General features: G+C 56.4%; 22 protein-coding genes and 9 pseudogenes. 15 read left to right on the forward strand and 16 right to left on the reverse strand.

Annotated features, from left to right (window positions below; translation table 11 throughout):
* Window positions 1–88: 88 nt before the first annotated feature.
* Both J7E41_RS25265 and J7E41_RS25270 read left to right on the forward strand, forming a co-directional pair.
* Window positions 89–291 (forward strand): annotated as a pseudogene (locus J7E41_RS25265) (type II toxin-antitoxin system RelE/ParE family toxin); the annotation flags it as partial.
* An 84-nt stretch (window positions 292–375) separates the two neighbouring features.
* A pseudogene (locus tag J7E41_RS25270) lies at window positions 376–1316 on the forward strand (IS5 family transposase); the annotation flags it as partial.
* A 92-nt stretch (window positions 1317–1408) separates the two neighbouring features.
* Here J7E41_RS25270 and J7E41_RS25275 read toward each other — a convergent pair.
* The 3 genes and pseudogenes from J7E41_RS25275 to J7E41_RS28200 all read right to left on the reverse strand — a co-directional run bounded on the left by J7E41_RS25275 (window position 1409) and on the right by J7E41_RS28200 (window position 2342).
* A pseudogene (locus J7E41_RS25275) lies at window positions 1409–1680 on the reverse strand (CopG family ribbon-helix-helix protein).
* A 20-nt stretch (window positions 1681–1700) separates the two neighbouring features.
* Window positions 1701–1931 carry a GIN domain-containing protein gene (locus J7E41_RS28195; protein ID WP_353049426.1) on the reverse strand — a complete coding sequence of 77 codons (231 nt, stop codon included), beginning with the start codon at window positions 1929–1931 and terminating at the stop codon, window positions 1701–1703.
* Between the two features lie 153 nt (window positions 1932–2084).
* A complete protein-coding gene (locus tag J7E41_RS28200; protein WP_251029675.1) occupies window positions 2085–2342 on the reverse strand; it encodes a hypothetical protein in 258 nt (85 codons plus the stop codon).
* A 399-nt stretch (window positions 2343–2741) separates the two neighbouring features.
* On the opposite strand from J7E41_RS28200, the gene J7E41_RS25285 reads away from it, so the two are divergent.
* On the forward strand, window positions 2742–4088 hold the full coding sequence (locus tag J7E41_RS25285; protein WP_214997014.1) for a cytochrome P450: 1347 nt from the start codon (window positions 2742–2744) through the stop codon (window positions 4086–4088).
* 50 nt (window positions 4089–4138) lie between these two features.
* On the opposite strand, the pseudogene J7E41_RS25290 reads toward J7E41_RS25285, so the two are convergent.
* Together J7E41_RS25290 and tnpB are read right to left on the reverse strand one after the other, a co-directional pair.
* A pseudogene (locus J7E41_RS25290) lies at window positions 4139–4609 on the reverse strand (DDE-type integrase/transposase/recombinase); the annotation flags it as partial.
* A 112-nt stretch (window positions 4610–4721) separates the two neighbouring features.
* Window positions 4722–4925, reverse strand: coding sequence for an IS66 family insertion sequence element accessory protein TnpB (gene tnpB / locus J7E41_RS28205; protein WP_251029676.1), 204 nt, complete (start codon window positions 4923–4925; stop codon window positions 4722–4724).
* Window positions 4926–5012: 87 nt separating this feature from the next.
* Here tnpB and J7E41_RS25300 point away from each other — a divergent pair.
* A pseudogene (locus J7E41_RS25300) lies at window positions 5013–5336 on the forward strand (transposase); the annotation flags it as partial.
* Window positions 5337–5709: 373 nt separating this feature from the next.
* Here the strand turns inward: J7E41_RS25300 and J7E41_RS25305 are convergent.
* From J7E41_RS25305 to J7E41_RS25335, 7 genes and pseudogenes are all read right to left on the reverse strand, one after another.
* A pseudogene (locus J7E41_RS25305) lies at window positions 5710–5814 on the reverse strand (IS5/IS1182 family transposase); the annotation flags it as partial.
* A 178-nt stretch (window positions 5815–5992) separates the two neighbouring features.
* Window positions 5993–6988, reverse strand: coding sequence for a sterol methyltransferase family protein (locus J7E41_RS25310; RefSeq protein ID WP_214997015.1), 996 nt, complete (start codon window positions 6986–6988; stop codon window positions 5993–5995).
* A gap of 155 nt (window positions 6989–7143) precedes the next feature.
* Window positions 7144–7425: a hypothetical protein gene (locus tag J7E41_RS25315; RefSeq protein ID WP_214997016.1), complete on the reverse strand. Its 282-nt coding sequence runs from the start codon at window positions 7423–7425 to the stop codon at window positions 7144–7146.
* Window positions 7418–9436, reverse strand: coding sequence for a prenyltransferase/squalene oxidase repeat-containing protein (locus J7E41_RS25320; protein ID WP_214997017.1), 2019 nt, complete (start codon window positions 9434–9436; stop codon window positions 7418–7420). Before J7E41_RS25320 ends, J7E41_RS25315 begins: the two co-directional genes overlap by 8 nt.
* A gap of 83 nt (window positions 9437–9519) precedes the next feature.
* The gene (locus tag J7E41_RS28450) at window positions 9520–10089 is read right to left on the reverse strand and encodes an NUDIX domain-containing protein (RefSeq protein ID WP_353049427.1); all 570 of its coding nucleotides are present in this window, start codon (window positions 10087–10089) and stop codon (window positions 9520–9522) included.
* Window positions 10090–10509: 420 nt separating this feature from the next.
* Window positions 10510–10977, reverse strand: a pseudogene (locus J7E41_RS25330) (Tn3 family transposase); the annotation flags it as partial.
* Window positions 10978–11317: 340 nt separating this feature from the next.
* A complete protein-coding gene (locus J7E41_RS25335; RefSeq protein ID WP_214997019.1) occupies window positions 11318–11524 on the reverse strand; it encodes a hypothetical protein in 207 nt (68 codons plus the stop codon).
* A gap of 486 nt (window positions 11525–12010) precedes the next feature.
* On the opposite strand from J7E41_RS25335, the gene J7E41_RS25340 reads away from it, so the two are divergent.
* From J7E41_RS25340 to J7E41_RS25360, 5 genes are all read left to right on the forward strand, one after another.
* Complete coding sequence (locus tag J7E41_RS25340) at window positions 12011–12856, forward strand: class I SAM-dependent methyltransferase (protein WP_214997020.1); 846 nt, start codon at window positions 12011–12013, stop codon at window positions 12854–12856.
* A 111-nt stretch (window positions 12857–12967) separates the two neighbouring features.
* Window positions 12968–13918, forward strand: coding sequence for a TIGR03756 family integrating conjugative element protein (locus J7E41_RS25345; RefSeq protein ID WP_214997021.1), 951 nt, complete (start codon window positions 12968–12970; stop codon window positions 13916–13918).
* Window positions 13915–15297, forward strand: coding sequence for an integrating conjugative element protein (locus tag J7E41_RS25350; protein WP_214997022.1), 1383 nt, complete (start codon window positions 13915–13917; stop codon window positions 15295–15297). The genes J7E41_RS25345 and J7E41_RS25350 overlap by 4 nt, the downstream gene beginning before the upstream one ends.
* Window positions 15294–15617: a hypothetical protein gene (locus J7E41_RS25355; RefSeq protein WP_214997023.1), complete on the forward strand. Its 324-nt coding sequence runs from the start codon at window positions 15294–15296 to the stop codon at window positions 15615–15617. The genes J7E41_RS25350 and J7E41_RS25355 overlap by 4 nt, the downstream gene beginning before the upstream one ends.
* Window positions 15614–17116: a conjugal transfer protein TraG N-terminal domain-containing protein gene (locus J7E41_RS25360; RefSeq protein ID WP_214997024.1), complete on the forward strand. Its 1503-nt coding sequence runs from the start codon at window positions 15614–15616 to the stop codon at window positions 17114–17116. Before J7E41_RS25355 ends, J7E41_RS25360 begins: the two co-directional genes overlap by 4 nt.
* 3 nt (window positions 17117–17119) lie before the next feature.
* Here the strand turns inward: J7E41_RS25360 and J7E41_RS25365 are convergent, their stop codons facing one another.
* On the reverse strand, window positions 17120–17494 hold the full coding sequence (locus J7E41_RS25365) for a DUF3742 family protein (RefSeq protein ID WP_214997025.1): 375 nt from the start codon (window positions 17492–17494) through the stop codon (window positions 17120–17122).
* A gap of 177 nt (window positions 17495–17671) precedes the next feature.
* Between J7E41_RS25365 and mobH the strand changes: the two genes are divergently transcribed.
* Window positions 17672–19375, forward strand: coding sequence for a MobH family relaxase (gene mobH, locus J7E41_RS25370; protein WP_214997026.1), 1704 nt, complete (start codon window positions 17672–17674; stop codon window positions 19373–19375).
* A gap of 266 nt (window positions 19376–19641) precedes the next feature.
* A pseudogene (locus J7E41_RS25375) lies at window positions 19642–20433 on the forward strand (conjugative transfer ATPase); the annotation flags it as partial.
* Between the two features lie 36 nt (window positions 20434–20469).
* Here the strand turns inward: J7E41_RS25375 and J7E41_RS25380 are convergent.
* Both J7E41_RS25380 and J7E41_RS25385 read right to left on the reverse strand, forming a co-directional pair.
* Window positions 20470–21204 (reverse strand): zeta toxin family protein, encoded by a 735-nt coding sequence (locus J7E41_RS25380; RefSeq protein ID WP_214997027.1) that lies wholly within the window; start codon window positions 21202–21204, stop codon window positions 20470–20472.
* Window positions 21201–21449: a hypothetical protein gene (locus J7E41_RS25385; protein WP_214997028.1), complete on the reverse strand. Its 249-nt coding sequence runs from the start codon at window positions 21447–21449 to the stop codon at window positions 21201–21203. The genes J7E41_RS25380 and J7E41_RS25385 overlap by 4 nt, the downstream gene beginning before the upstream one ends.
* Before the next feature lie 338 nt (window positions 21450–21787).
* Between J7E41_RS25385 and J7E41_RS25390 the strand changes: the two genes are divergently transcribed.
* Both J7E41_RS25390 and J7E41_RS25395 read left to right on the forward strand, forming a co-directional pair.
* Window positions 21788–22126 carry a hypothetical protein gene (locus J7E41_RS25390; protein WP_214997029.1) on the forward strand — a complete coding sequence of 113 codons (339 nt, stop codon included), beginning with the start codon at window positions 21788–21790 and terminating at the stop codon, window positions 22124–22126.
* A gap of 125 nt (window positions 22127–22251) precedes the next feature.
* Window positions 22252–22803: an ArdC-like ssDNA-binding domain-containing protein gene (locus tag J7E41_RS25395; RefSeq protein ID WP_214997030.1), complete on the forward strand. Its 552-nt coding sequence runs from the start codon at window positions 22252–22254 to the stop codon at window positions 22801–22803.
* A gap of 52 nt (window positions 22804–22855) precedes the next feature.
* On the opposite strand, the gene J7E41_RS25400 is transcribed toward J7E41_RS25395, so the two are convergent.
* A complete protein-coding gene (locus J7E41_RS25400; protein WP_251029677.1) occupies window positions 22856–23704 on the reverse strand; it encodes a recombinase family protein in 849 nt (282 codons plus the stop codon).
* A 208-nt stretch (window positions 23705–23912) separates the two neighbouring features.
* On the opposite strand from J7E41_RS25400, the gene J7E41_RS25405 reads away from it, so the two are divergent.
* Window positions 23913–24152: a ribbon-helix-helix domain-containing protein gene (locus J7E41_RS25405; protein ID WP_214997031.1), complete on the forward strand. Its 240-nt coding sequence runs from the start codon at window positions 23913–23915 to the stop codon at window positions 24150–24152.
* Window positions 24152–24561 (forward strand): annotated as a pseudogene (locus J7E41_RS25410) (putative toxin-antitoxin system toxin component, PIN family). Before J7E41_RS25405 ends, J7E41_RS25410 begins: the two are co-directional and overlap by 1 nt.
* Window positions 24562–24563: the final 2 nt, after the last annotated feature.

A 24563-nucleotide genomic window follows, 5' to 3' on the forward strand; every position in this document is an offset into this window, starting at 1 on the left:
GGCGTGGTGCGTGTGTTCCCTCTTGCAGACATCGATAGATGCCGGGCGTGTTCGTTGGTGTTGCGACATTTGTAACCATTGGCCGTGAGCCACCGCGCCGACGGTTGGCAACCGGGACATGGTTCATGGACCGACCACGCTGCTTGCCAACCCACGCATGAGTGAACGACTTGAGGAGTTTGACCACGGGACGTCCGCCGAATCCAAGTCGGCCATTACGAGATGCGCTACGAGATTGTGGAATCGAATATCTGTCTGCTGCGCCTTTGGCACACCCGCCCGGATAGGTAATTGGAAGGTCTACCTACGCTCGGAAAACCTTAACGCACGATTTTTCCCCCATTCGGTAGACTCCCCTTTCAAACTCAACCCACAAAGCTCGCCGGGATTGTTCGTGTAAAGGAACGAGCCCAAGGTAGCTTCCAACCACCCGCGCCTCGTAAATCTTATGGCTACACCGAGGCGCATCGACGTCTGGTGCCGGAGCAACGCTATCCCAGTTGCCTGACCGACGCAGAATGGACTCTGGTCGCTGACTTGTTTGAGGCCTCGAGAGGCCGTGGCGTCCCACCTCGCCACTCCCGGCGGACGCTTTTGGAAGCGGGCTGCTATGTCGTGCGTACGGGTATTCGTGGCGAATGCTGCCTCGCGAGTTTTCGCACTGGGACAACATTTATAAAACCTTTCGACGGTGGAGCGCTCAGGGCAAATTCGAGCAGATGCACGACCGACTTCGTACCCAATGGCGAGAGCGGATAGATCGTGATGAAAAGCCGTCAGCCGGTGTTCTTGACTCGCAATCAACGCGTAGCTCTCCCCAAGGGGGCGAAAGTGGTTACGACGCAGGCAAAAAGGTAAAAGGGCGTAAGCGAAGCCTCGTCGTTGATACCTTGGGCCTGTTTTTGGCTGTGAGCATCAGTGCAGCCAGCGTGCAGGATCGAGACGCTGCGGACGCCGCAGTGACGTCCTCAATGGGCAAGCACCCATCATTGAGTACTCCGTTCGTCGACAGTGCCTATGCCGGAAAGTGGGCTCAGCGGACGCAACATAGTCATGCTGTCCAGATCCACGTCATAAGAGGAGCAAATAATCGCCGAACCGGGAATGGGCATTCAGAGCAAGGCGATTTGTTTACGGCAGCGCCGGCTCCGAGTGGTTTTGTGGTGATGCCCAAGCGCTGGGTAGTAGAACGGACTCATGCCTGGAATGAGCGAGCCAGGCGGCTGATCATGCACCATGATCGGTTATTTGATGTGTGCGAGGCATGGGTATGGCTGGCCGAAGCTCGAATGCTCGCCCGTCGACTTACCACCTGATTTTGTCTACACCCTCCTAGAGAATCCGGGGCGATTCAACTCATACAGCCTGGCAATGTCGGAAAGCGCCTTGCTTGTCCACTTCAAATCCATCAGCGCGGTCCCGACAACGGCGTGTCAGCACTGAGGCTGTCGACCCGGCCTGAACAGCCTGGTGGTCAATTAGGCGACCAGCGCCAACGTCGGCCAAGGCCTCGCGGGTCAGGCGACTTCGCTCTTCTTCCTGGTCGATCCACGCGGACAGCGCTTGCTTGACGATCCAGTTCTTGGAGCGCTCCAAGCGCTCAGCCATCAGATCGATCTTTTCGGCCAGTTGCACCGGAATGTGAGGCGTGACAGATCGGGTTTTCGCTGTAGTTGCCATGATCGGGTTACTCCTGACCGTTACTTTTTCTTGAATTTGATGTCGCCAGAACCGGCAACGGAATGATCACTGATCAGAGGGTTACCCCGGATCATGATGTCGCCAGAACCCATTACTCGGGCCTTCACCGAATTGATGACATGGGCGTCGATGTCGCCGGAGCCAGCCACCGTCAATTTGGCGGACGTAGCCACCAGTTCGCTGGTGGTCACATCACCTGAACCGGCGACCTCGGCGCCCAGATGATCCACGCAGCCAAAGGCTGTGCGTCCCCCAAGCCCTGGACGCCAAGATCGAGTATGGCCTGCTCAAGGTCGGTCATATCACCACTGCCCTTGTGCAGATACTGGGCACCTCAGGCAGCGCAATCCCAACCATGCTGCGCCCCTTAAACTGCGCCTAAACTACGCCGTGATACCGCTCTGACATCCAGCGACATTGAACCTTCCACCCGCAAAAATGTTGCCGGTAGCGGAGAGATGAATGCGGCCTCCGGCACCACTGATGGAAACGTCTTCCTGCTCGATAACCAGCTTGTTACCCTCGAAGCGGGTTTTGATGTTACGAATGGCTTCCTGGTTCTCCCCACCCACAACCAGGTGTGCTGAAGGTGAGCGGAAGAACACAACATCCACTGCGCCCTTGATCACAATTTTGCGCACCGGGCGGATGGGCGCTCTTCCTTTTCATAATTGGCTGCGCGTTCCCATGCGGAATCGCGATGGTTGGCATTCTGGATGCGTCAAAGGGCTGGAATGGTTCATCATCTATCCTTTGTAATTTATTTTGCGCATATATACGTCCATTCGATTGATAGTTAATCATAGAAAGTAATCATACACCGTCAAGCGTGACGTCAGGTTGGGCTAGGCTTCTCCTGGATGGGCGCCGTGGCAACGTTGTTTTTTGGCTCCGTTGTTCCCTAATTCGGAGCTTGGGGCGTAATGGATCAGGAGGTGCACATAAGCCGCACTTGCTTAATACGATTTTTTCTGAATTCCGCGGACGCCCCATAGCGTTTTTTTCCCGCAACCAGTTGATTTTTAGCAGAGTACGAGACCATGAACGCAACCACTCGCACTACTATCCCGCATATGCCCGCTTTGTTGCCGTTTATCGGTCAAGGCCTCGCGTTCAAGCGAAATCCAGTTCGACTACTTCAGGAGGGTACCCGGCGCTACGGTGAGGTATTTTCGTTTCGACTTATGGGTCAAACCGTGTATACCCTAATCGGTCCCAGGGCAAACGAAGTGTTCTTTCGTGCAGCGGACGACGAATTGAGTATGCGCAACATCTTTCGTTTTCTGGTGCCAGTGTTTGGGCCGGGAGTCGCGTATGACATCGCCCCCGAACGCTTCGACGAGCACGTAAGTTTTCTTCATCCGGTGCTGAGAGATAGTCAGGCACATGGGTATGCACAGGTAATCGCGGAGCAAACGGACCGTTTCTTGGACGCGTGGGGGGAGAGTGGCGAGATAGATTTACTGTCTGAAATGTTCGAACTAACCTTTTTAACTAGTGGATGCTGTTTTCTTGGCGAGGATTTTCTTCGGTTGTCTAACAAGTTAAAATTCGTCGATCTTTACCATGCGTTAGAACGCGGTATCAATCTCGTCGCATTTTTTAACCCGTATATTCCACTTCCAGCGATGCGCCAGCGCGATGCGGCACGTGAGCGCATCGTTCAACTCATCTCACAAATTATCGCCGAGAGAGAAGTTAAGCGGGCGTCTACTGACGATCTTCTCGGCAATCTAATCAATGCCCGCTACAAGAATGGGACTGCCATCGATGCCCAGACTATCACTGGGATTATTCTTACCGTTCTCTTCGCAGGACATCGGACTACCGCGAGCCTTAGCACTTCGACAGGATTGCTGCTACTTAAGAATCCAAAACATATGTCGCGAATATTTGGCGAACTAAAGAATATTGACCTCTCCTCATCACCGACTACGATAGAGATGAGGAGTCTGCAACACTTCGAGCGCTGCATTAAGGAAACCGAACGATTGTTTCCTCCCGTGGTAACAACAATGCGCCTAATTGAAAAGCCGATCGATTGCCTAGGATTTCGTCTTCCTTCCGGCGGACTGGCAATGATTTCTCCGGCTGTGACACACCGCCTTCACGGCGTCTTTACCAATCCCGACGAGTTTGATCCTGATCGCTTTGGTCCTGGTCGGGAAGAGGATAAGCGTCAACCTTTCTCACTCATTGGATTTGGTGGCGGAAAACACCGTTGCGTTGGCCGCTCGTTTGCCTATCAGCAAATTAAGGTAATCTGGTCACGGATTCTGGATCGCTTTGAACTGGAATGTTCCGCACCTATTCCTCAGCCAGACTATTCAGCCATGATCGCCAGGCCATCGTCGCCGTGTTTTGTACGGTACCGTCGCCGCGCGTAGTATTGGATGACTGAACCGCCCCGGGTTTCGCGCAGACTTATTGGTTTGAGTCAGGCGGCTTGCGGGTAAGCTGCCTGACCCTGCTCGTATAGTGCCTCAAATTCCGCTGGTGGAATATTGCCAATGGGTTCAAAAAGACGTTGTTGATTGAACCATGACACCCAACTAAGGGTTTCCCACTCGAAGGCTTCCACGGTCCTCCACGGACCCTGCTTAGAGACCAAATTCAGCCTTGTACAATCCATTGACGGTCTCGGCCAGAGCGTTGTCATAGCTGTCACCCACACTCCACACCGAGGACTCGATACCCGCCTCGCTAAGCCTCTCTGCATAGCGAATAGACAGGTACTGCACCCCTCCTGTGATGTACCAGCCAGTGCGGTGCCGGTTGACGTGCGCGCAATGCCTGTTCCAGTGCGTCCAGGACAAAGGAGGTGCGCATGTGCTGAACTGACCCGCCAGCCCACGATAAAACATGAGTAAACATCAATGATGAAGGCTACATATCGGCGCCTTTTCCAACGGTCGCTCACCACACGCCTTTTGAACGCAGCAGCACCGGGTGGTTTGGAGCCAGCTCCTGCAAGCAGACTCCGGGAGGCCTACCCCCATCTTTGATATAGCATCGCTGGCTTACGCCAGCGTTCGTGACACCCCCCAATACAAAATCTTCACTCGGTTGCGAGGCTTGTTGAGGAACACGAAAAGCACCGGGTCAAACACTGCGACCTTGATGTACAGTTCGATTAGCGCGGCGAGGCCGTCGATGGATTTTCGGAAGTCGACGGGCTTGGGGTAGCGATAGATTTTTTCGACTTTGGCGTCGGCACGCATCATGAGGTGCTGGCTCCAGAAAGGAATCGGGAGCACAGCATCAGGGATCAGGTGGTGACTTTGAATGTGGGGTTTATGGAGCGGTTACATTTCAGGAACGGTCGTCGGGTGGCTGCATGGCTCGGACTGACGCCGGGTCAATACAGCAGCGGTGGAAGCAGCGTTTGGGGAGTATCACCAAAGCCGGGGATGCCTATTTACGCAGTCTACTGGTACTTGGAGTCCGGTCTGTCATGGTTAATTTGGGCGATAAACAGAGATCCTCTGAGTCGTTGGATCCGCAACCTTATGGAGCACCGTGGTGACTGGCGTGCCGCCGTGGCGATTGCCGCCAACAATGCGAGGATGTCCTGGGCCGTCCTTCATTACGGCGACACGTTCAAGGCTGAACAGGCAGAGCCAACTGGCGCGTGAAAACCTGAGCTCCTTATTGAGGGTCCTTTGAGGTTACAAAGCAGGGAATCATGAGCGGATAAACCGATCAATGTGCACTGCGTCGTTGATGTGAAGCGGGTTGGACCTGCGTGGGGGGTACCTGGAAATCGTAAGGGGATTTCAGTCCCGGTTAGCGGACAAGGCCTCCACGTGCGCCTGTCATCAGGGGCCGAGCCATCAGCTCAACATGACCGTTTGTAGTACCGCAATCCTTCACCTTTCTTACGTCGATTCGGCACGCGTAGCAGAGAATAAAACAGAAGCTATTGGGCTTGTGCTCAATGGGGAAGCCCTGGTAGTACGATTTTTCCGAATTCTGTAGGCTCCCCTAGAACGGCGACACTTGCGCCTACAACAGCGCCCAGGGCACCAACTGCTCGATATCCGCCAGGAAGCGATCACGTCGAGTTTGCTTTTGTTTGCTGGTGTATTCGAGTTCGGAGAAGGTCTTCTGCATGGCGCGTAACGAAGCTCACGAAGAGGGGCTGATTGGAAGTGCTCAGGGTGCCAAAGGTGGGGACGGTTGGCTATTTATGCAGCGCCTCCTTAATGAACATGGTGCGATAATTACGTATTTCAGAGAATTTTGAACAGCAATTTTTATAATTAAATGCTTACGAAAAAACTAATGGTAGCTACGACTCTTTTTGAATCCGCTTCTGAGCTAGTACAAAGAGGGATGGAGTGAAAATACCGCTTTTACCGCCTGCTACGAGAGCACGAGCACCCAGAGCAAGCAGCTGCCCAACAGAAGCTGTTCCTTTCGGGACGAGTCGCAATGGCTCCAGTGTCCGTAACGCAAAGTTTGTGAGGAAACTTCCAGTTGGAGAGCTGCGTATTGAAGATAATGATAACTTGCTCGGTGCGAGAGGTTCCCACCATGGAACGTCATCCTGCTGAGCCCGATCCTCGACATGAAGAAGGTCCAGGTTAGTATCCTCAATCGATCGCAGAATTTCGTCCGAAGTACTGATGTAAGGGATACCGCAACACATCTCTATTTGCCGCTTAATCGCCTCGTGTTCTGTATTGCCAGGGATGAATTTCGCAGTCATACACCATTCATAGGTACCCCAGAGTCGTCCCGGTCTCAGAACCCGCTTAACCTCGCTGTACACACCGGTGAGACTCGGGGCGTGAACAGTCGCCTCAATGGCGTATGCGGCTTCCAGACTCGCGTCGGGGAAAGGTAATTTCATGAAATCTGCCTCTATGACCTTGCAACGATCAGATAGTCCGGAGCGCTCGTTTAGGAGACGAGCACGTCGCACCTGGTATGCGTTGATATTGACGCCGATTATTCGGCATCCCGCAAAGCGAGCAATGCCTCTCATCGGTCCGCCGATTCCGCACCCGACGTCGACAACCTGATCGAGTTGACTAAGCTTCAATTTTTGTGCAAGCCAGTGCTGATGCCGGACCAACGACTCTCGTACTGTCTCTTCGTAATGTCTAGGTGCAAAATGAAATGACTGCCCCCACCCGAACTCGTAGAAGTCAGTAGCGAGATCGTAATATTGATTGACTAGAGACTGATACTCTATACGTCTCTGATCAGAATCCACTCCGTTCTGAGTAAGATAGCTCGCGAACGCATCCTGTTTGCTACCTGATTCCAAGTTTTTCTTCATGAAATCGAGCAACTCTTGAAATCTTGCTGGGTCTCTCCTAAGCTCTGGCATCGATGGACTCCAATTTAATAAGTAGAATTGATAAAAAATTAAATTTTATTAAAACTATTAAGGATGGTCTGAAATATCCCCCCTTTTTCCCGGCCACTTCGTCATCAGCGCTTTCGAACGGCAGCCGTACAAAATCCGGTCAAACACCGTCGAACGATGGTGAAGCCTTCAATGACGGCCGAGTCAGCGAATAAATTTTCTTGAGCGAGCCCCAACTGCACCAAACCCGCCACGCAAGATGGATGGAGCCGTTCGCCAGCCAGCCGTCGCTCCATGTGTTGGCCTGGCTCCACGATCAGGATCCTCCAGCCGAAATCGCGGATAGCCGCCGCGGCCACGACTCCAGCAACGCTCGCTCCGGCGATGATGACGTCGAAGTCAGTCACGAGACTTTTCCTGCCGCCGCTCGAATTCGGCTAGAGCCCAAAGCGGGAAAACGCTGTTGTATAGCCTGTAGTCGAGCATGGCTGTACCAAAGAACGCACCGTTCACCCCGTCATGCGGCCAACCCCCGTCCGGTTGCTGCCGGCCGATCAGCCAAACAGCAGCGCGATGCAGACAGCTTTCAGCTCCGTCCGTCGCGACGAGCAGCGCCAGCATTGCCCATGCCGTGCTGGGAATACGACCGTGTCGGCTTGGGACATAAGTGCGCGAGAGGCAACCCGAGAAATGTTCTCCCCAGGCACCATTGCTTCGCTGGGTCGACCGCAACCAAGTGGCGGCCCGGCAAAGTGCCGCGTGCGAGCCATTGCAGCCAGCAGCACGCAACCCCCATAGCGCAAAGAGAGTGCCGTACACGCGATTTATCCCCCAGAATCCTGGCCAAGATCCGTCGTCCAATTGCTGCGCAAGTAGAAAATGGCGCCCCCGCTGTAATGCCGACGCCATTCGGTCGCAGAGCGTGGTGTCGTGAATCAGCGTAGCGGCTTCCGCTAGTGCGCTCAGGCACGAGCCAGTGCACTCGACATAGGAGCGTTCAGTCATACATTGGCCGAACATTTCGGACGGGTTCAGGCGCTCCAGAAAGGAACCACCTCGGTTCCGCTCATATGTAGCGAAGCCGCCATCGGAGTTCTGGCGCTCGAGAATGAAGCGTACGGCGGCTTCCAGTCGGTCTGTGTCGCTCGTGTCAGCAAGGGAAAAGTGATGCCTCACGGTGCAAAGGGCGAAAAGTGCTTCAGCGGTGCAATCACTAACCGGCCAGCGATGGTCATTTTCGCCGAAGCACCATCCCCCATCGATCGGATCTCGATACATCGGGTCCGCGCTTTCTAGGGGGAAGAGGTTTTGCCGTGACCGGAGACGCTGGGCGGCACATAAGATTGCCGAACTGATCCTCGAAGAATCAAGACGCTTAGCGCAAAGTGCCTGAAGTGCGAATGCCGTATCCCACATGGCCGATCGAGCGCCGGCATAACGAAGCCCCCGCGACTCATCCCGCCAGGCCCATGTCTCCAGTCCGGCCATGCTGCGTTTCGCGACATCGCTGCCTGGAGCATCGAACCACAATGCGAGTGTGTTCAACACCGCGTTGACTGGGGACAATCCCTGAAAGTTCGTCGCGCGCTGCTCGAAGAGAATGCCGGCGCGGCATAGTTCAAGAGCTCGGGCACGAAGGCACCCGGCGCCCGGAACGAGATGGCGCCAACGCTCTGCTACTCGGGTAGTTTCGTACAGAGCACGGAGAATGTATCCAGGCCGCACATATGCATCTGTTGCAGCAAGGGCGTGGCGTTGCGCACCGCTCGATCCGCGCTGATCGGTTCCGAAGATGGCATGACGAAGCTCTTTGGCGATCGGCCCGATGTCGAACTCAGCTCGTCTCCCCCAAAGATAAGCCATCACCAAATATATATTTCGTGTATGGCAATAGAAGTGATGTGGCGAGAATGGACATGCTTTCGGAATCAAGAAGATCTCCGGCGGAACCGGGTGCAGATCACGTCGGTCATATACACCGATAAGTGATAACCAGAACTTCCCCCAGCTTGGAAGCCCCCACGCCTCATCCATTTTCGTCGCCATGAACTTCCGAGCGGGAATCAGCAACGGATCATCGTCTGTAACGCCAAGCAGACGGGCCGCCACATAAACTAAGACGGTCACGAATCGGTAGGAATTGCTTTCTGGATGCAATCCCCATCCGCCATCTGGTAGGCGTGTGACGGCGAAGTACGTGAGGATCTCGGCCCGACTCTCCGTCCCCACTCCCACGCCGGTCGCAATCTTTGCAATTACGATCTGAGCAGTGATAACTGGGCACCAGACGACCTCCCCCTCGAAACTGCCGTTGACGTTCTGCTTCGATACAAGTGCCGCAGCAGCTCGGTCAATCGAGGAGCTCAACACCGACGCGGAAACAACTATCGCCCGCGTCATTATTGCATCACTAATCATTTGAGGCCCCGCTTTCCGGAAGGTCTGACTCCAATGTTGTCGCAGATCCGCTTAATGGCGAAAAGCAAAATAAAGCTACCAATTCAGAGATTTCTGACGTCACCCCGTGCTCTATGTCTGGATCTGCGCGGGAGGCGATAGGTAACCATCGTCGCTATCGCGACCGAGAATTCGACATGGCGATGTCGACGAGCTCTAGGATAGGGATGCATCGAATAAGCGATACGTTGCACAATGAACTCACTGAAACCAGCGGGCATCGGCGGTATCGTCGCCGGCGACAGGTTCTCCGCTGATCCAGCGGCACAACACGGGAACGACGAGGAAATGTCGCGTGCCCCCTTTGTCTGGTGACTCATCGAAGCATGGAAGGCTGGAGGCAGGCGAAATGGTGAAGCAATAATTTGCGTCTCCTCCAGCAATTCGCGAACCACCGCTGACGGAATTGATTCGCGACGTTCGACTCGCCCGCCAGGGAAACACCATCGCCCGGGGTCGCGAGCATGAGAACGTTGAACCGTCAAGACTTTCTCGTTTAGAACGACGATAGCAAGCACCGCGCTGACTGGCTGTGTCACGGTTGCGACCGGCGCGGGCATGATTTGATGGGTATCAAATCGTGTTTCGCGACCATACTCTCGGCCCGACAGCATCAAAATTTGACTGGATTATTAACCAAAATAGTTCAAAGCATAGGAATGTCAATAATTCCTATTCTTCAAGGGCGGCCGAAAAAACACGGTCAGCGCTTTTCTCTCGAAAGACGAGTGTCAGTTAAAGCGTTTCTCATGCACCCATAACGTCGAGAACTGGCTAAATTAGCGATTTTTCTACAATTTCCAAGATTTTAGGCGCAACTTCCCTGCATCAGGCCCGCATGCACCTCAATTGAGCGCTGCCTTGGGTGTTGTTGATCAGGCCCTCCACGGTCAGACCGGACACGGCACCGGTGTAAGTCATCTCAGGATCGCGCTTACCTTCTCGGTTCTTGACCGAAGGCGGCGCGGCGATCAGGGTAGCATCGACAATGGTGCCTTCCTTGACAGCAGACCACGACTGGCCAGATGCTGATTGATCGCTTCAAACAGCACTCGCGTCAGCTGATGGGTTTCCAGCAGGGCTTGGCCGATGCGTCCATAAAGTCGCACCTTGGCGTTGATCGCTTTTCCGGATGCCTGGAACTGTTTCTGGTGTTTATTCTTGGCTGCGTTAAACAGCTTGCCCAGGATACGATCGTGCCGGTCAATGATTTCGTCAGTGACGGTGGCCATGCCCTCGATGGCCAGCGCCACGAGGGTAGCGTAGCGCCGTTGCAGCTCGAACTTAGCCAAGTCAGCAGGCATCATTTGGCCACCTTCACGGGCAATCTTGAGCAGGCGATTCTGGTGAACCAGGCGTTCGATGCCTGCAGGTAGATCGAGAGCCTGCCAGGCTTTGAGGCGCTCGATATGTTCAAGCATGTGCCGTGAGTTCGGTTTAACCGGCGACTGGCGCAGCCAGGCCAACCAGGTGGTCTGGCCTTTATCTCGGCGTTTGAGGAGGCGCCATCGAGACCACGGCGGAATTCGAAAGAGGCTCGGACAGAGGCGGCGCGTTTCTACCGGCGTTTCTACCGGCGTTTCGGTTTTGAAGTTTCGCCGCCCGGCGATCAACACCTACTGCTCTTGCTCAAGGATGCGCGGAAGCTTCTGAATATATCCTGATGCACAAGGCGCCCGTAACGGGCGCCTTTTATCTGTCCAACCATGAACCGAATGCAACTGCTTGCAAGATCGAAGTCGGCAGGCGCCCTGCTGACAGATCAATGGTTACTCAAATATAACTGAGCCAGTTTCCGTACTGCGCTCATCATCGACTATCAATACAGTAGCGGTCACTACGTTATTTTTCAGCTTTGGTTCGGGCCACGACAGTCATGTCTTCCGCCTTGATCTCCATTACCTCGCCTGACACAAAACTCAGCGATACTTTTGCATCCCCTTTCAAACTCAACCCACCAGCATCCGCTGCCTGCCTCACCGCCGAAGCATCAACTCGCACTGACGCAGGAACCGCGAGCGTGGCTACGACCTTTCCGTCATCAAGCATAATAGTTTTCGTCGGTGAGTCATTCGCCATGGCGATCGAGCAAAATAGCAATACCGGTATAAACAGCAAAAATTTCGCACTGATCGCCCCCCCCCTCCAATGAGGTCAATTCGGAGCAGTCATTAATGCAAGGCCAATATGACATATGCATTACACACTTTATGGCTCCTTGCATCGCCGAAGCAAAGCAGAAAAACCAAGAACATTATCAAAAATAAACCAAATTTCTTTTCAGCACGCGAATCACTCGCGCGAGCCGCCCCATCTAAAGTGCAAAATAATATTTCAGTGTGACTAAACAGTCACATGCAATCCCATCCATTCCGCCCTACACGCCGGGGGCTTTCCAGTCTCAACGCAAAACCTATGTGCCATCGCTCACCGCTGGATGTGGTCTCATGGCCACTTGCACCGAGGCGTTTCCTACCCTACATATTCTGTTGAGTAACGGCATAAAGCCAACGATGCACCAATAAGGAAATGACCATGGAAAATACGCCTCCTGCAATTCTTCAGCTTGACCGCTCCCGTCATGAATACACCGCTACTTGGCAAGTAAACGCTAAAGATCATCATGATCAAGGTCACTACGACTGGATGACTTCACAGGTTTTCGACTACCCCCGAATCCTTGAGATCGGTTGCGGTGTTGGGCACTCCACGCTGGCCCTACTGAAAAATGGCCATACCGTTGTCTGCATTGAGGAAAACCCCTATTGCATCTCTGCCACACAAACCTTACTGACTGAACACGGGTATTCAGTCGCCGTCATTGAGCGCGGCACCCCTTATTTCATTGATGACCACACCTACCATATTCAATACGAAGGTGTCGGTAGTACGCCCAATGCAGACTGCCTGCTGATCGAGGGAGATGCGCTGGGTGACCCACAACTTGAAGCCTGGCTGAAACAGCAACCGCGCTTCGATGCCATGGCGTGCTGGCTGTTAGGCACGCACAGTTCACGCGGGCACAACATTCTCATCGACACGCGCCTGATCCCCTCCGCTTTTGAGCACCGCATCTTCGTACAAAACAACCTCTACGAACTGGCTGATGAGATACTCCGTAACGGAGGCATTTTGAATGTCATCGATCGACTGCAAACACCAAATACTGACACCCTGAGAGAGGCTGTTCTGGATGGCCACCGCGATCAGGCCAGGGTCACTTCGCTGAACGTGCAGCAGCTGGAACATACGCCCTTTGTGAACAGTGAACGCGAGGGTGCCATGCGCTTGATGTTGACCACACCGGTGCCAGAAGCAGCCACTAATGGCCCCGTGGCGCTATCGCTGGTCTCTGTTACATCACGCAAACCCTGCACGTGAATAGCTAAGATCGCAGGCCGAATCCGGACACCGGTTCGGCCTGATTGTTTGAGGTGCTGCGCTGCTGCCCTTGATTCAATCGCCTGCATTTCACGCTTGCAGGATTCGATCATGGCCGCGCTTCGCTTTGCCCTTCACCGCAGCATCCTGGCCGGTGTGCTGGGCCTTCCCGCTGCGTCGATGGCACTCAACACCGCTGATGTCACGATCTCGACAGCCTCACCAGACTGCCTGAGCTACCGCGTTGTCGGCGTCTGTTACTGGCTGTTCTGTACACCGTTTGGCTGCAAGGTCCGCACCTCGCCGAAAGTCCGTCACTACGTGCCCGATGCCGTCGTCGCCAGCTACACCCCCACCGGTGAAAACCCGTGGCGCGATGTTCGAGCGTTGAGTCCAAGCAACCCAACCGGACAGAGCGGCGCCGCTCACACTTCAGGCAACAGCCATGAGAGCCCGGCGCTACGCTTCAAGAACGCCGATGTGATCGGCCATCCGGGGAGCTGGACGTTCAGTCAGTTCGCCGGGCAGTTTGGTTACACCTGCGCCGGCGCAGGCACTGCCTTCATGCCCTACCTGCTCAGTACCCTCGACACCCTGGCCTGGCGCTATGGAGTACCGGAAGCCGTCTATCCCGAAGCATTAACACCAGGGTTTCGAGAAATAGGCAGCCGTGCGCACTCAGATTTGTGGGGCCACCTCTACCCCAGAAGCGGTTTCGTTCAGCAGACCGACGACTACAAAGCCGCTGCCGTGATCGCCCAACGTGCCGGCGACATCGTGACCCGAAAAGGCCAGGTGCATGTGTACCGGCCATTACTGGCAGACAAGCGAGACGGCTATTGGCCTGCGGGCGCGTTGCTGGAGAGTGAGGCCTCAACCGGCCAATGGCAGGAACTGACGCCTACCCTGTCCACTACCTGCGCCACCTTCCCACACTCGAACGCCGATGTTCAGGCCCGGCAAGGCGATTACGCCTGGGCGCTGTGGCGCCCCTACAGCTGTTGCGAACGGCGCGGGCAGATTTTCCTCGGCAGCGTCGATTTCGCGGGAGGCCGGCCATGAACAGCCTTTCGTGCACACTCCTGGCCGGACTTCTGGTGGCGGCCAGCACTGTGCATTCCGCTGAGACAACTGACAACAAGCGTGGTTACGAAATCAACGGAAGCGTGCTGGGTGACGATGTGCTGTACAGCATCGGGGGTGGCAGCGCGGTGTCCATGAGTGGCGCACCGGACATGCGCAGTCTCGGGGTCGGCGTGGGTTGGAACAGCAACCTGATCTGCGGAAACATGGACCTCAGCACCACCTTGCAGAACCAGCTCAACGGCGTGACCAACGGTTTTCAGACGATCATGAGTTCGGTCATTCAAAACGCCAGCCGTGCAGTGGCCTCACTGCCCGCGATGATCATCCAGCGGGCGGACCCGGCGCTGTACAACTTGCTCAGCAACGGCATCCTCCAGGCGCGGCTGGACTTCGACCGATCCAAGGCCAATTGCCAGGCCATGGCCAACCGCATGGCCGACATGGCCGGTGCGCAGCTGGGCTGGGATCAACTGGCGCAAGGACAAGCCCTGGGGCAATCGACCTCGCCTCAGAACACCGACGCGGTAGCCGCCATTGAGCAATCGGAACGGGAGCGCGGCAACCAGGGCGTGCCCTGGGTCGGTGGTCAGCAGGCGGGTGGGCGGGGCCAGGCCCCTATCAAGCTGATCAGCGATGTCAGTAAGGCTGGCTACAACCTGCTCAACGGCCGCCAGGTCGGTGATCGCTCCAGGGTGGACCAGGAACGCTGTGGCAACCGTCTAAGCTGCCAAACTTGGGATTCTCCGCAGACGGCGGCCGACTTCGCCACCCGCGTCTTGGGTGAGCGCGAACAGCGCACCTGCGATAACTGCACCAAGACCCAGACCACGCCCGGTGTCGGCCTGACGCCGCAGATCCAGGAAGCGTACGAAAAGAAACTGCAAGCCTTGCAGGCATTGGTCAATGGCCGGACAGAACCCACCGCTGACCAACTGGCCGAAGCCGGCAGCCAGTCGCTGCCAATCACGCGCGGGGTGATCGAGGCCTTGCGCGACGAAACCGACAGCCGCTTGCTGACCCAACGGCTAGCCTCCGAAGTGGCCCTGGCCAGCGTGCTGGAAAAAGCCCTGTTGCTACAACGCACCCTGCTCGCCGGGCGCAAGGAGCCCAACGTTGCCATCAATGAACTGGCTCAGCAGGCCATCAGCAGTGACAGCGACACCCTGGCTCAGGAAATCAACAGCCTCAAGACCGAGCTGGAGCTGCGTCAGACCTTGGCGGGTAACTCGGCCATGACCTTGATTCAGCGACACAGTACCCGCAGCAGCGGCTCACGTGGCGTGTACGAAGGCGACCCGACGCGCAACCGCGTCGATGAGATCGAAAAAGTGCCACCGACGGATACTCAGCCATGACCGTGCAACGGCAGGTGAGACAAGCGGTCATCGTGTTTGGCACAGCCGTGCTGGTTCTAGTCCTCGGCACAGGCGTCAGTCTGCTCGGCATCGCCCTGAGCGGTGGAGTGATCGAATGGCGCCAGTGGTTGGCCGATCACAGCGGCGCGTTTCGCATTTGGCGGTGTGTGCTGTACGCGGTAGCACTGGCGTACTGGATCCACCTGCGGCGTAGCCATCCCCTACTGCCACCTCTTCACCAACGCTTGCTGCGCCTGGAATACACGGTGATCGGCCTGTTGTTGCTGCTCGAACTGCAGGCCCTCGGAGGTCTGTCGTGACGCTCTACACCAACGATTACCTGGAGTACTACCTGACCTTGGTGGGCTGGATCATCGGCAATGGCATCTGGGACGTCCTGGTGGCCAGCGGCATCGTCGCCCTGCCCTTTGTGGTGATGGTCGTCCAGGAATGGCTCAAGGCTCGTAGCGAGGGTGCCGACGAAGGCAACAAAGGCCTGCTCTCCACGTTGCGCATTGAGGGCCGTGTGTACGTCGCCATGGCGGTGGTGTACTTCGCCTGCATCCCGGCCATTCCCATCGACCTCAGCAACCTGGCCTACGACACCTCACGTTCCACCCAGTGCCAGGTGCATGTGGCCACCCCACAACAGACCCGTTGGTCCAAGAGTTTCACCACCCTCAATAACCAGAGCGCCCAAGTGCCGATCTGGTGGTTTCTGGTGCATGCTGCCTCCAAAGCAGTCACCGGTGCCGCCGTAGCCGCCATCCCCTGCGGCACCGATCTGCGGCAGATGCGCATGGACATCGATGCCACGCGTATTCGAGACCCCCTGTTGGCTCAGGAAGTCGCCGATTTTAGCCATGCCTGTTACGGGCCCGCACGGGCCAGGCTGTTCATGCAGCGACCAAACCTCAACGAGGCTGACCTGGATGACGTCAACTGGATCGGCTCGAAGTTCTTCCTCACTGCACCCGGCTACTACGACTACTACCACGCCAAGCGCCCGATGAAGGCCTGGGACTATGAGCCCAAACGAGATGCCGGGTTGGCACAGATCGACGGGGCAGGCGGTTACCCGACCTGCAGCCAATGGTGGAACGATGCCGGCCGAGGCTTGCGGGGGCGCTTGATCGAGCAGGTGGATCCGGGACTGCTGGCAAACCTGGGCAAATGGGCTGGATTTCTCAGCCAAGCGCAAGCCAATGACGCGATGATTCGCACCCTCGCCTCGCCGCGTCAGCAAGCGCTGAATCAAGGCGCCGTGTACACCGATTACGGTGGCCAAGTGACGATGACCGCGCCCAATGTCGCCACGCGGGCGACCGCTGATCTGGGTCTGACCGTCGGCTCACTGGCGTTTTTCCCAGCGATGGACACGGTGCGCCAGGCCCTGCCCATGGTGCTGTCGTTTCTGAAGATGGCCCTGGTGATCTGCATCCCGCTGGTGATGCTGTTCGGAACCTACGATTTGCAATCGTTAATGACGGTAACGTGCGTGCAGTTTGCGCTGTTCTTCGTCGATTTCTGGTTCCAGCTCGCACGCTGGATCGACAGCACCATTCTCGACGCGCTGTACGGCTGGGATTCACCGCACAGCAATTTCAACCTGCTCATGGGGTTGAACAATTCGTTCGGCGACATGCTGCTGAACTTCGTGATGGCCACGATGTTTATCATCCTGCCAGGATTCTGGGTCTCCGCACTGACCTGGGTAGGTGTTCGCATGGGTGGTGCAGTACAGGGATTGTCAGATGGTTCAAAAGCAGCGTCTCAAGCCGGCTCGAAAGGAGTCGACGTAGTCAAACGAATGAAATGATCACTACCTATCAAACTCGTCGTCAAACCTCGGGTCCGGTGTATCTGTGTAATTAATAGGATCGTAGAAAACACTCTCTTTATGATCCGCCTGTTCACCGATAGCCCAATCCTCTTCATCTCTCGTTGAAGCCCAAGCAAGTTTTGCGACTGCGCCTCCGAACACCAGGAGCAGTGCTACCCAAAACGTGAAGTAAAGAAGCCCGCCAATTACCAACAACTTGGAAATCCAAAGCAATGGCACACTGACCGCTCTTGGAATCCCTCGATGGCGGAATTGCTGCAACAACCAACTCTCTCCTCGACGGCATTTACATACAACTTGTCCAGCCCATCGCCCGAGCCGCTCAGGAATACTGTTGCGTGTACGTGCGTTCATCTGCTGTCTCCTATCGCTGAAAAGGATTATCGGCCCCTAACGCCGGCGTTAAACACCACTCCACATCGCCGCCCTCAAAAGGCCAATGGAAAGGCTGCACGGGCAAGGGACCGACGGGGAAAGGCCCTACCCAAAAAGGCGAAAGGGCCCGCAACCCACCCACCTGCGAGGTCGATCATGCTCTCTTGGCTCAGGCGAAAAGCGCCTACTCCCGTGGCGGTCGATATCCCACTCGCGAGGGGCTTCACGGCCCCACAAGCTGCTTGCGCGCTGCTGAACACGCCGCACCGGCGCAAGCTGCTGGAGACCATCTGGCAACGCACCTCGCTCTCCCGAACTCAGTTCGACAGTTTGTACCGGATCCCGCTGCAGCGCTACGCCGAGCTGGTGCAACTGCTCCCCGCCTCTGAAAGCCATCACCATGCTCATCCCGGCGGCATGCTGGACCATGCCCTGGAAACGGTCGACTTCGCCCTCAAGCTGCGTCAGTCCCACTTGCTGCCCATCGGCGCGCCACCGGAAACCCAAGCCGCTGAAGCTGAAGTCTGGACTGCCGCAGTCGCCTATGCGGCCTTGCTGCACGACCTGGGCAAGATCGCCGTGGACCTGCACATCGAGCTCGCCGATGGCACCACCTGGCACCCGTGGCATGGCCCGCTGGCCCAGCCCTACCGACTGCGCTACCGGACGGATCGCCAGTACCGCCTGCACAACGCGGCTACGGGGCTTCTGTACAACCGCGTACTCACGCCAGCCTGCCTTGACTGGCTCAGTGCCTATCCGCACCTCTGGGCATCGTTGTTGTTTGTCCTGTCCGGCCAACATGAGCACGCCGGCGTTCTCGGCGAGCTGGTGGTCCGCGCGGACCAGGCCTCGGTAGCGCAAGCACTGGGCGGTAACCCCAGTAAAGCCATTGCCGCGCCCAAGCAGGCACTTCAGCGCAAGCTGATCGAGGGGCTGCGGTACTTGCTCAAGCAAGAGCTCAAACTCAATCAACTCCAGGCCTCTGATGCCTGGCTCACCGACGATGCGCTTTGGTTGGTCAGCAAGACGGTGTCCGATAAATTACGCGCGCACCTGTTACGTCTTGGTATCGAAGGCATCCCGGAACGCAACACTGCGGTGTTCAATGTGCTGCAGGACCATGGGATTGCCCTGGAGAGTCCCAGCGGCAAGGCCATTTGGACCGCCACCGTCAACAGTGACAGCGGCTGGTCACAAAGCCTGACCTTCCTGAAGCTCTCGCCTGCGCTGATCTGGAGCCATGACGAACGCCCTGCCGCCTTTAACGGTACGGTGATCGTGGATCAGTTGCCTGGGGAAGCTCCATCCTCCGCCGCTCCGGCAGCGGCTAAGCAAACAGAACCACCCTTCGTGGATCTCGATCCCGACGAAGCGTTGATGGATTGTGTACCGGCGCTTCCAACCGAAGCGCCACCACCGGCCGATCCGATCACAGAGATGCCCCCCGGCGAGGCCTTTCTGCAGTGGCTGGAACAAGGGATCCGATCCCATCGGCTCATCATCAACGATGCCAAGGCGCTGGTTCACACAGTGGCCGATACGTTGTACCTGGTCAGCCCGAGTATCTTCCAGCGCTACTGTCGCGAACATCCGCATATCGCGTGTAGGGCCAAACAGGAGCACCAGCAGGATTGGGAATGGCTGCAGCGCCAATTCGAACGTCAACGTGCGCACCGCAAACAGACCAATGGACTAAACATCTGGACCTGTCAGGTGACCGGCCCGCGCAGGTCTAGACGCTTGCACGGCTACCTGCTCATCGACCCCAAGGACCTGATGGGTGACATCGCCCTCAACAACCCCTACTTACAATTGCTGCCAGCTGAGCCGGAGCAATCTCCACCATCGACCCCATAACGCGGCAAAGGGGCGTGGGACCGCGGTACGGTGGTTCACTGCACTGATACCGCCGATAGCGATTGCCGCCCTTCCTCGAACCATTACTGCAACGCCAGCAACTCGATCCCCACCAGCTCCCGCGTCCGGTGGCGATTGTTTGCCTGCGTTGGTTACCGATGGCTTACGACCCGGTCCGCGACACGCGCAACGGGTACACCCGCCTGATGTTTGCCCAGCACCTGGCGAATCTGGTTCCAGTGTGGGGCCGCAGCACCGGCACAGGGCAGGTACTGACCCGCGACGTGCGCAACGCCTTGCTGCGCATCGCCGCCGACCCGCACTTGCCGAAAAAACGCCACGAGCGTGCCCAGGAAAGGGGGGAATCCATCGACCTGTTTTGCCAGGATTTCGAGGGGAACTGTTCGATCGCGAAGGCACGCCTTGACCCGAGAGCGATGTGACCCTTGTCGATCTCGCCACTTACGCTCGCGAAGGCTACGAGGCACAGATGTCTATCCGCTACATCAGCCTGATGAACACCGTGAACAACCTTGCCGAACGCGACCAGTACCTGGGAAGGCCAATCATCATGGTCACCGACGAGGGCCATATCATCACCCAAAACCCGTTGCTGCCGCCCTTCGTGGTCAAGGGCACGAAGCTGTGGCGCAAGCTCGGCGCCTGGTTCTGGTTGGCGACGCAGAATCTTGCCGACTTTCCCACGGCTGCGCAGACCATGCTCAACATGATCGAATGATGGATCTGTCTGAACCTGCCGCCGGCGCAGATTGAAGACATCGCGCGTTTTAAGAAACTCACGTCGGTACAGAAAGCTCTGCGGCTCTCCGCCAGCAAGGAACCGGGGAAATACACCGAGGGCGCCGTGCTGTCGAAGACGCTCGAAACGCTGTTTCGGGCCGTACCGCCCGGTCTCTACCTCGCCCTGGCCATGACCGAGCCCGAAGAAAAAGCCGAGCGCTGGACATTGATGCAAGCGCACGGCTGCTCGGAGTTGGAAGCGGCCTTCCGCATTGCCGAACGGAGTCGATAGCGCGTGTGGAATAGAACCTATCTAAGGAAAAGTGCTGCCCAGCCTTGGACAACGCTGGGCGCTAGCCACTGAACACCTTTTCAACGTAGGCTCCCATGAACCAGTCAGGAACCTCTTCAACCTTGAATTCAAGGTCCGTCCCATCCGTCACTTCGGCAAGTAGCACCAGGTCGGCACCGGAGTTATCGAAGATGTAGGCCCGGTTCGAGGCTGCAATTGCCGCAGGCAGAAGGTTCAGGCACCGGCCATAGCGCTGGACTATTTTCTCTATAGGAACTGGGTGCCCACCTGCCGCGACACGGTTCCTGACCCTGTTGATATTGATGTCAGGGTCTTCAGTTGCCACAAAGTAAAGATAGGTTCGGTATCCAGACTCTCTCGCTTTGAGCATAAAAGCGATTTTGTCGTCACTGGACATCACCGTTTCAAAGGTAAAAGAGAGCTGGTCTTCGAGGAGTCTGTTCCGGATGAAGTCAGAAAGCACAGAGGCAAAATAGGAGTTCATCGCGACTGTCTGGAAATTCAAGCCATTGCTGCTAAAGCCTATTTTGGCCACCTCCTCATCGAGCTGGGCGGACCTGACCAGACGGTGCTCCCGAAGGAAACCGAGGATTTCATCACTCTCAGCTTCCAGTTGAAAATCACTGAACTCCAGACGACCGCTCTCTTTGGCAGCCTTCTCGATTTCATCCGGGTTAATGTAGATGCCGATCAAGTGGGAAGGAATGGCACTTTTCATCGTGCTCTTGCCGGAGCCGTTGGGTCCAGCAAAGACCCTCAGACGAGGGACCGTCATGAGCAGCAGCGCACCTTGATCACACCACCCTGCGTCACTTTGTGCTTGGGCTTGGCCACCCGAATGACCTTGCGCTCACCGTCGGCAGTCGTTTCAACCAACATGCCATTCACGACTTCCATCACACTGCGGCCGGCAGCCAGCGCGTTGATATAGGCGGTATTGATGGCACCTTCAGCCATGACCGGGATCCTGTCCTCCAGCCGGCTCACCAGATCGTCACTCAACACTCGTTTGACTTTCATACCGCGCTCCACGTTGTTAGCGTGCAGGATCTGCACTCAATCAGAATCTTAGCTCCGTAAACCTGTATGTAACAGGACTTCTGCCAGTCCCATTCTAAAGGAATGACGTCTGGAACCATACCATTCAACAGATTTACATGCTTGATGCGTGGCCGTGGCAATTGAGTCAAATAGCTCGCACGATGACCGCTTCGGCGGTGATGAACGCCCACTTCTCCCTCGGAGCGCCTTTCGAGCGCTGCTCGCCAGGCAAACCCTCTTGTTGTTCTTCCACCCACTGCGGGGAAACTCTTGCCCGCACGGGACAGGTTTCTTCGCGCTTTCAACGAAGGTACACCATGTCCGAGTCACTCACACCCAAAGCCCTGAACACCCTTCAGTTGGCCATTGTATTGACCCCTGACGCCTGGCAAAACGCGGTACCGCTCAAGCGCTCAGATCATCCTGAGAAGCTACAACTCGATCGTCTGAGCTACGTATTACGTGCAGCGTTCGAAGCCCGCCTGGCCCAACCAGACGAACCTTATGTGCTGTTCGAGGTAGTCCTCGCCGCACCAACGGGGCATCCACAGCATGACCCGTTACTGCAACTGAGCCTCAGCCTACTCCAAGAACCGAACGAGCCCGACGCCTTGCTGGTAGCGCTTGCAGGAGAGGCCAACGGTAAAAGCACATAACCGTACTCGGCTCTCAAATCCACATCGGACAACAGGCAAGACCTGCATTAATCCAACCTATCACCCCACCGGGGCACCCTCCCCGACGGGCAAGGCGTTCCTCCGTTTCTTTTGAGGAACGTGCCATGCGCGATATCTACCAAGACGTGACTGACAAGATCGTTGCTGCTTTAGACCAAGGTGTTGTCCCCTGGATCAAACCCTGGTCCTCAAGTGGCGCAGTAAACATCGGTCATCAACACTACCCCATCAACGCCGTCACGCGTCGTCCCTATTCGGGATCAATTTACCGTTGCTCTGGGCCGCGGCCCGGCTGCGGGGGTTCACCCCAAGATCGTTGCCTGACCTTCAACCAGGCCAAAAAAGCCGGCGGACACGTCCGTCAGGGCGAGCACAGTACCTTGGCGGTGCGCTACAAGCCGATAGAGCGTCAGGAACAGACCGATTCCGGCCAACCTGTGCTCGATGAATCCGGTCAGCCCAAGGTCGCTCAGTTGGGCATTCTCAGGACGCATTTCCTGTTCAATATCGAGCAACCGGAGGGGCTCGAAACGCTCAATGAAACCCTGCTCGAAACGGATTCGAGCGATCCCTTCCCAGCCAACAGCGCTGCGGAAAATCTGCTGTTAAGTTCAGGTGCACGTATTGTTCATCGGCCTGCCGACGAAGCCTTTTAGGGGTTTGGGGAGCAGTGGAACCAAAAACCAACGTATGCCCTAGCACCTCCGCTCAGAGCCCTTCCCAGGCATCCGCCTCGATAAAACAATTGCGCATCTCGGCCTCTTGACTGATCTCGGTCAGCAGATCATGTACCGTCTTATCCAGCGCCTCATCGTTGCGACATGGAATGCTCAGCGCGTAGTTACCCGACTCCAGCGGCTTCATGCCATAGGGTCCCAGGCAGTAACGCTCGATATTCTCCTTTGCCCGCTTTTTGCCACGCACGAACGTGCTGTTGTTCTCGACGACCAGGCGCAATATGACCGTCGCAATCCTCTCTGCCTCGTCCACTGCCGGTGGGACTGTGATGCCGAGGCGCTGCGAGTTTTTTGCGGATGCGCCTATCGTTATGCTGCGATGCCGGTGGTGTAGCGGTAAAGCGTGCTTTTTGGAAATGTGCAGTCTCTTGCCACTGGCGCTCACGCTTAGTCGACCCTCTCGATACAGCGTTTCTGCGGCCATAGCCGTCGCTTGCGCTTGAGCGGGCAGCCCCTTCGGACGGCCACCGACTCGACCACGTGACCGTGCAGCGGACAAGCCTGCTTGTGTGCGCTCACGGATCAATTCGCGCTCGAACTCTGCCAGCGAGGCGAACAGGTTGAACACAAAGCGGCCTTGTGCGTGAGTGGTGTCGATGGGGTCATTCAGACTTTGCAGTCCAACGTTGCGAGCGGCCAATTCACCGACCAATTCCACTAGGTGCTTGAGCGAACGTCCCAGACGATCCAGCTTCCAAATCACCACGGCATCACCGGCCCGCACATGAGCTAATAATTTATCCAATTCCGGACTTGCGCTTTTTGAGCCACTGGCAACGTCTTGATAGATCCGCTCGCACCCTGCCTTTTTCAGAGCCATCGATCTGGAGGTCAGCGTTCTGATCCCGAGTGCTCACCCGCGCATGGCCAATTTTCATCAAAAGTACCGCTTACTCAACAGAAAAATTGAGCTAACTCAGAGCGTGGCAGGTCTTTCGTTAAAGTTCGAAAAACGAGGGTTTTTCGAACTGTTGCGACGCAGTAAGCATTGAGCGTATAAACACACAAACACCTGTTTTGGAAAAGTCATGAATACCACTCGCTGGAACGTCGCCGTTTCGACCGACACTGACCAATCGCTGCGCATGTTTCTGGCCAGCCAAGGCGGTGGCCGTAAGGGCGACCTGTCGCGCTTCATCGAAGAAGCGGTGCGGGCACACATTCTGGAACTGAGCGCCGAACAGGCCAAGGCTTCCAACGCCCATCTCAGTGAGGTAGAACTGACCGAAGCGGTTGATGAAGCGCTCGACTGGGTACGTAAGCGCTGATGCGGGTCGTATTGGGCACCAACATCCTGTTCAGTGCGCTGATCTCACCACACGGGGCTCCCGATGCAATCTATCGGGCCTGGCGTTCGGCTCGCTTCGAGGTAGTGACCTCACGGGCACAGCTCGATGAGATTCGTCGCGCCAGTCGTTACCCAAGCTTCAGGCCATCCTGCAGCCTGCCAAAGTGGGTGCCATGATCAATAACCTGCAACGGTCGATGGTGCTGGAGCGCTTGACCATCGAGATTGAGGCCGATGATCCGGATGACTCTTTTCTGCTGGCCATGGCTTTGGCGGGCAATGCAGATTACCTGGTAACCGGTGATCGCCGCGCAGGCCTCTTGCAACGCGGGCATATCGAACGCACGCGGATTGTCACCCTCGCCGTGTTCTGCGCTGAGGTACTGTGATC

Source organism: Pseudomonas fluorescens, assembly GCF_018614655.1.
Lineage (GTDB): Bacteria > Pseudomonadota > Gammaproteobacteria > Pseudomonadales > Pseudomonadaceae > Aquipseudomonas > Aquipseudomonas fluorescens_BX.

What these genes read in the sequence shown, in the direction of transcription:
- J7E41_RS25285 (WP_214997014.1), top strand. Translation starts at nt 2,742, where the DNA reads ATGAACGCAACCACTCGCACTACTATCCCGCATATGCCCGCTTTGTTG.
- tnpB (WP_251029676.1), bottom strand. Translation starts at nt 4,925, where the DNA reads ATGATGCGTGCCGACGCCAAAGTCGAAAAAATCTATCGCTACCCCAAG.
- J7E41_RS25310 (WP_214997015.1), bottom strand. Translation starts at nt 6,988, where the DNA reads ATGAAGAAAAACTTGGAATCAGGTAGCAAACAGGATGCGTTCGCGAGC.
- J7E41_RS25320 (WP_214997017.1), bottom strand. Translation starts at nt 9,436, where the DNA reads ATGATTAGTGATGCAATAATGACGCGGGCGATAGTTGTTTCCGCGTCG.
- J7E41_RS28450 (WP_353049427.1), bottom strand. Translation starts at nt 10,089, where the DNA reads ATGCTGTCGGGCCGAGAGTATGGTCGCGAAACACGATTTGATACCCAT.
- J7E41_RS25335 (WP_214997019.1), bottom strand. Translation starts at nt 11,524, where the DNA reads ATGCTTGATGACGGAAAGGTCGTAGCCACGCTCGCGGTTCCTGCGTCA.
- J7E41_RS25340 (WP_214997020.1), top strand. Translation starts at nt 12,011, where the DNA reads ATGGAAAATACGCCTCCTGCAATTCTTCAGCTTGACCGCTCCCGTCAT.
- J7E41_RS25345 (WP_214997021.1), top strand. Translation starts at nt 12,968, where the DNA reads ATGGCCGCGCTTCGCTTTGCCCTTCACCGCAGCATCCTGGCCGGTGTG.
- J7E41_RS25350 (WP_214997022.1), top strand. Translation starts at nt 13,915, where the DNA reads ATGAACAGCCTTTCGTGCACACTCCTGGCCGGACTTCTGGTGGCGGCC.
- J7E41_RS25355 (WP_214997023.1), top strand. Translation starts at nt 15,294, where the DNA reads ATGACCGTGCAACGGCAGGTGAGACAAGCGGTCATCGTGTTTGGCACA.
- J7E41_RS25365 (WP_214997025.1), bottom strand. Translation starts at nt 17,494, where the DNA reads ATGAACGCACGTACACGCAACAGTATTCCTGAGCGGCTCGGGCGATGG.
- mobH (WP_214997026.1), top strand. Translation starts at nt 17,672, where the DNA reads ATGCTCTCTTGGCTCAGGCGAAAAGCGCCTACTCCCGTGGCGGTCGAT.
- J7E41_RS25380 (WP_214997027.1), bottom strand. Translation starts at nt 21,204, where the DNA reads ATGACGGTCCCTCGTCTGAGGGTCTTTGCTGGACCCAACGGCTCCGGC.
- J7E41_RS25385 (WP_214997028.1), bottom strand. Translation starts at nt 21,449, where the DNA reads ATGAAAGTCAAACGAGTGTTGAGTGACGATCTGGTGAGCCGGCTGGAG.
- J7E41_RS25390 (WP_214997029.1), top strand. Translation starts at nt 21,788, where the DNA reads ATGTCCGAGTCACTCACACCCAAAGCCCTGAACACCCTTCAGTTGGCC.
- J7E41_RS25395 (WP_214997030.1), top strand. Translation starts at nt 22,252, where the DNA reads ATGCGCGATATCTACCAAGACGTGACTGACAAGATCGTTGCTGCTTTA.
- J7E41_RS25400 (WP_251029677.1), bottom strand. Translation starts at nt 23,704, where the DNA reads ATGGCTCTGAAAAAGGCAGGGTGCGAGCGGATCTATCAAGACGTTGCC.
- J7E41_RS25405 (WP_214997031.1), top strand. Translation starts at nt 23,913, where the DNA reads ATGAATACCACTCGCTGGAACGTCGCCGTTTCGACCGACACTGACCAA.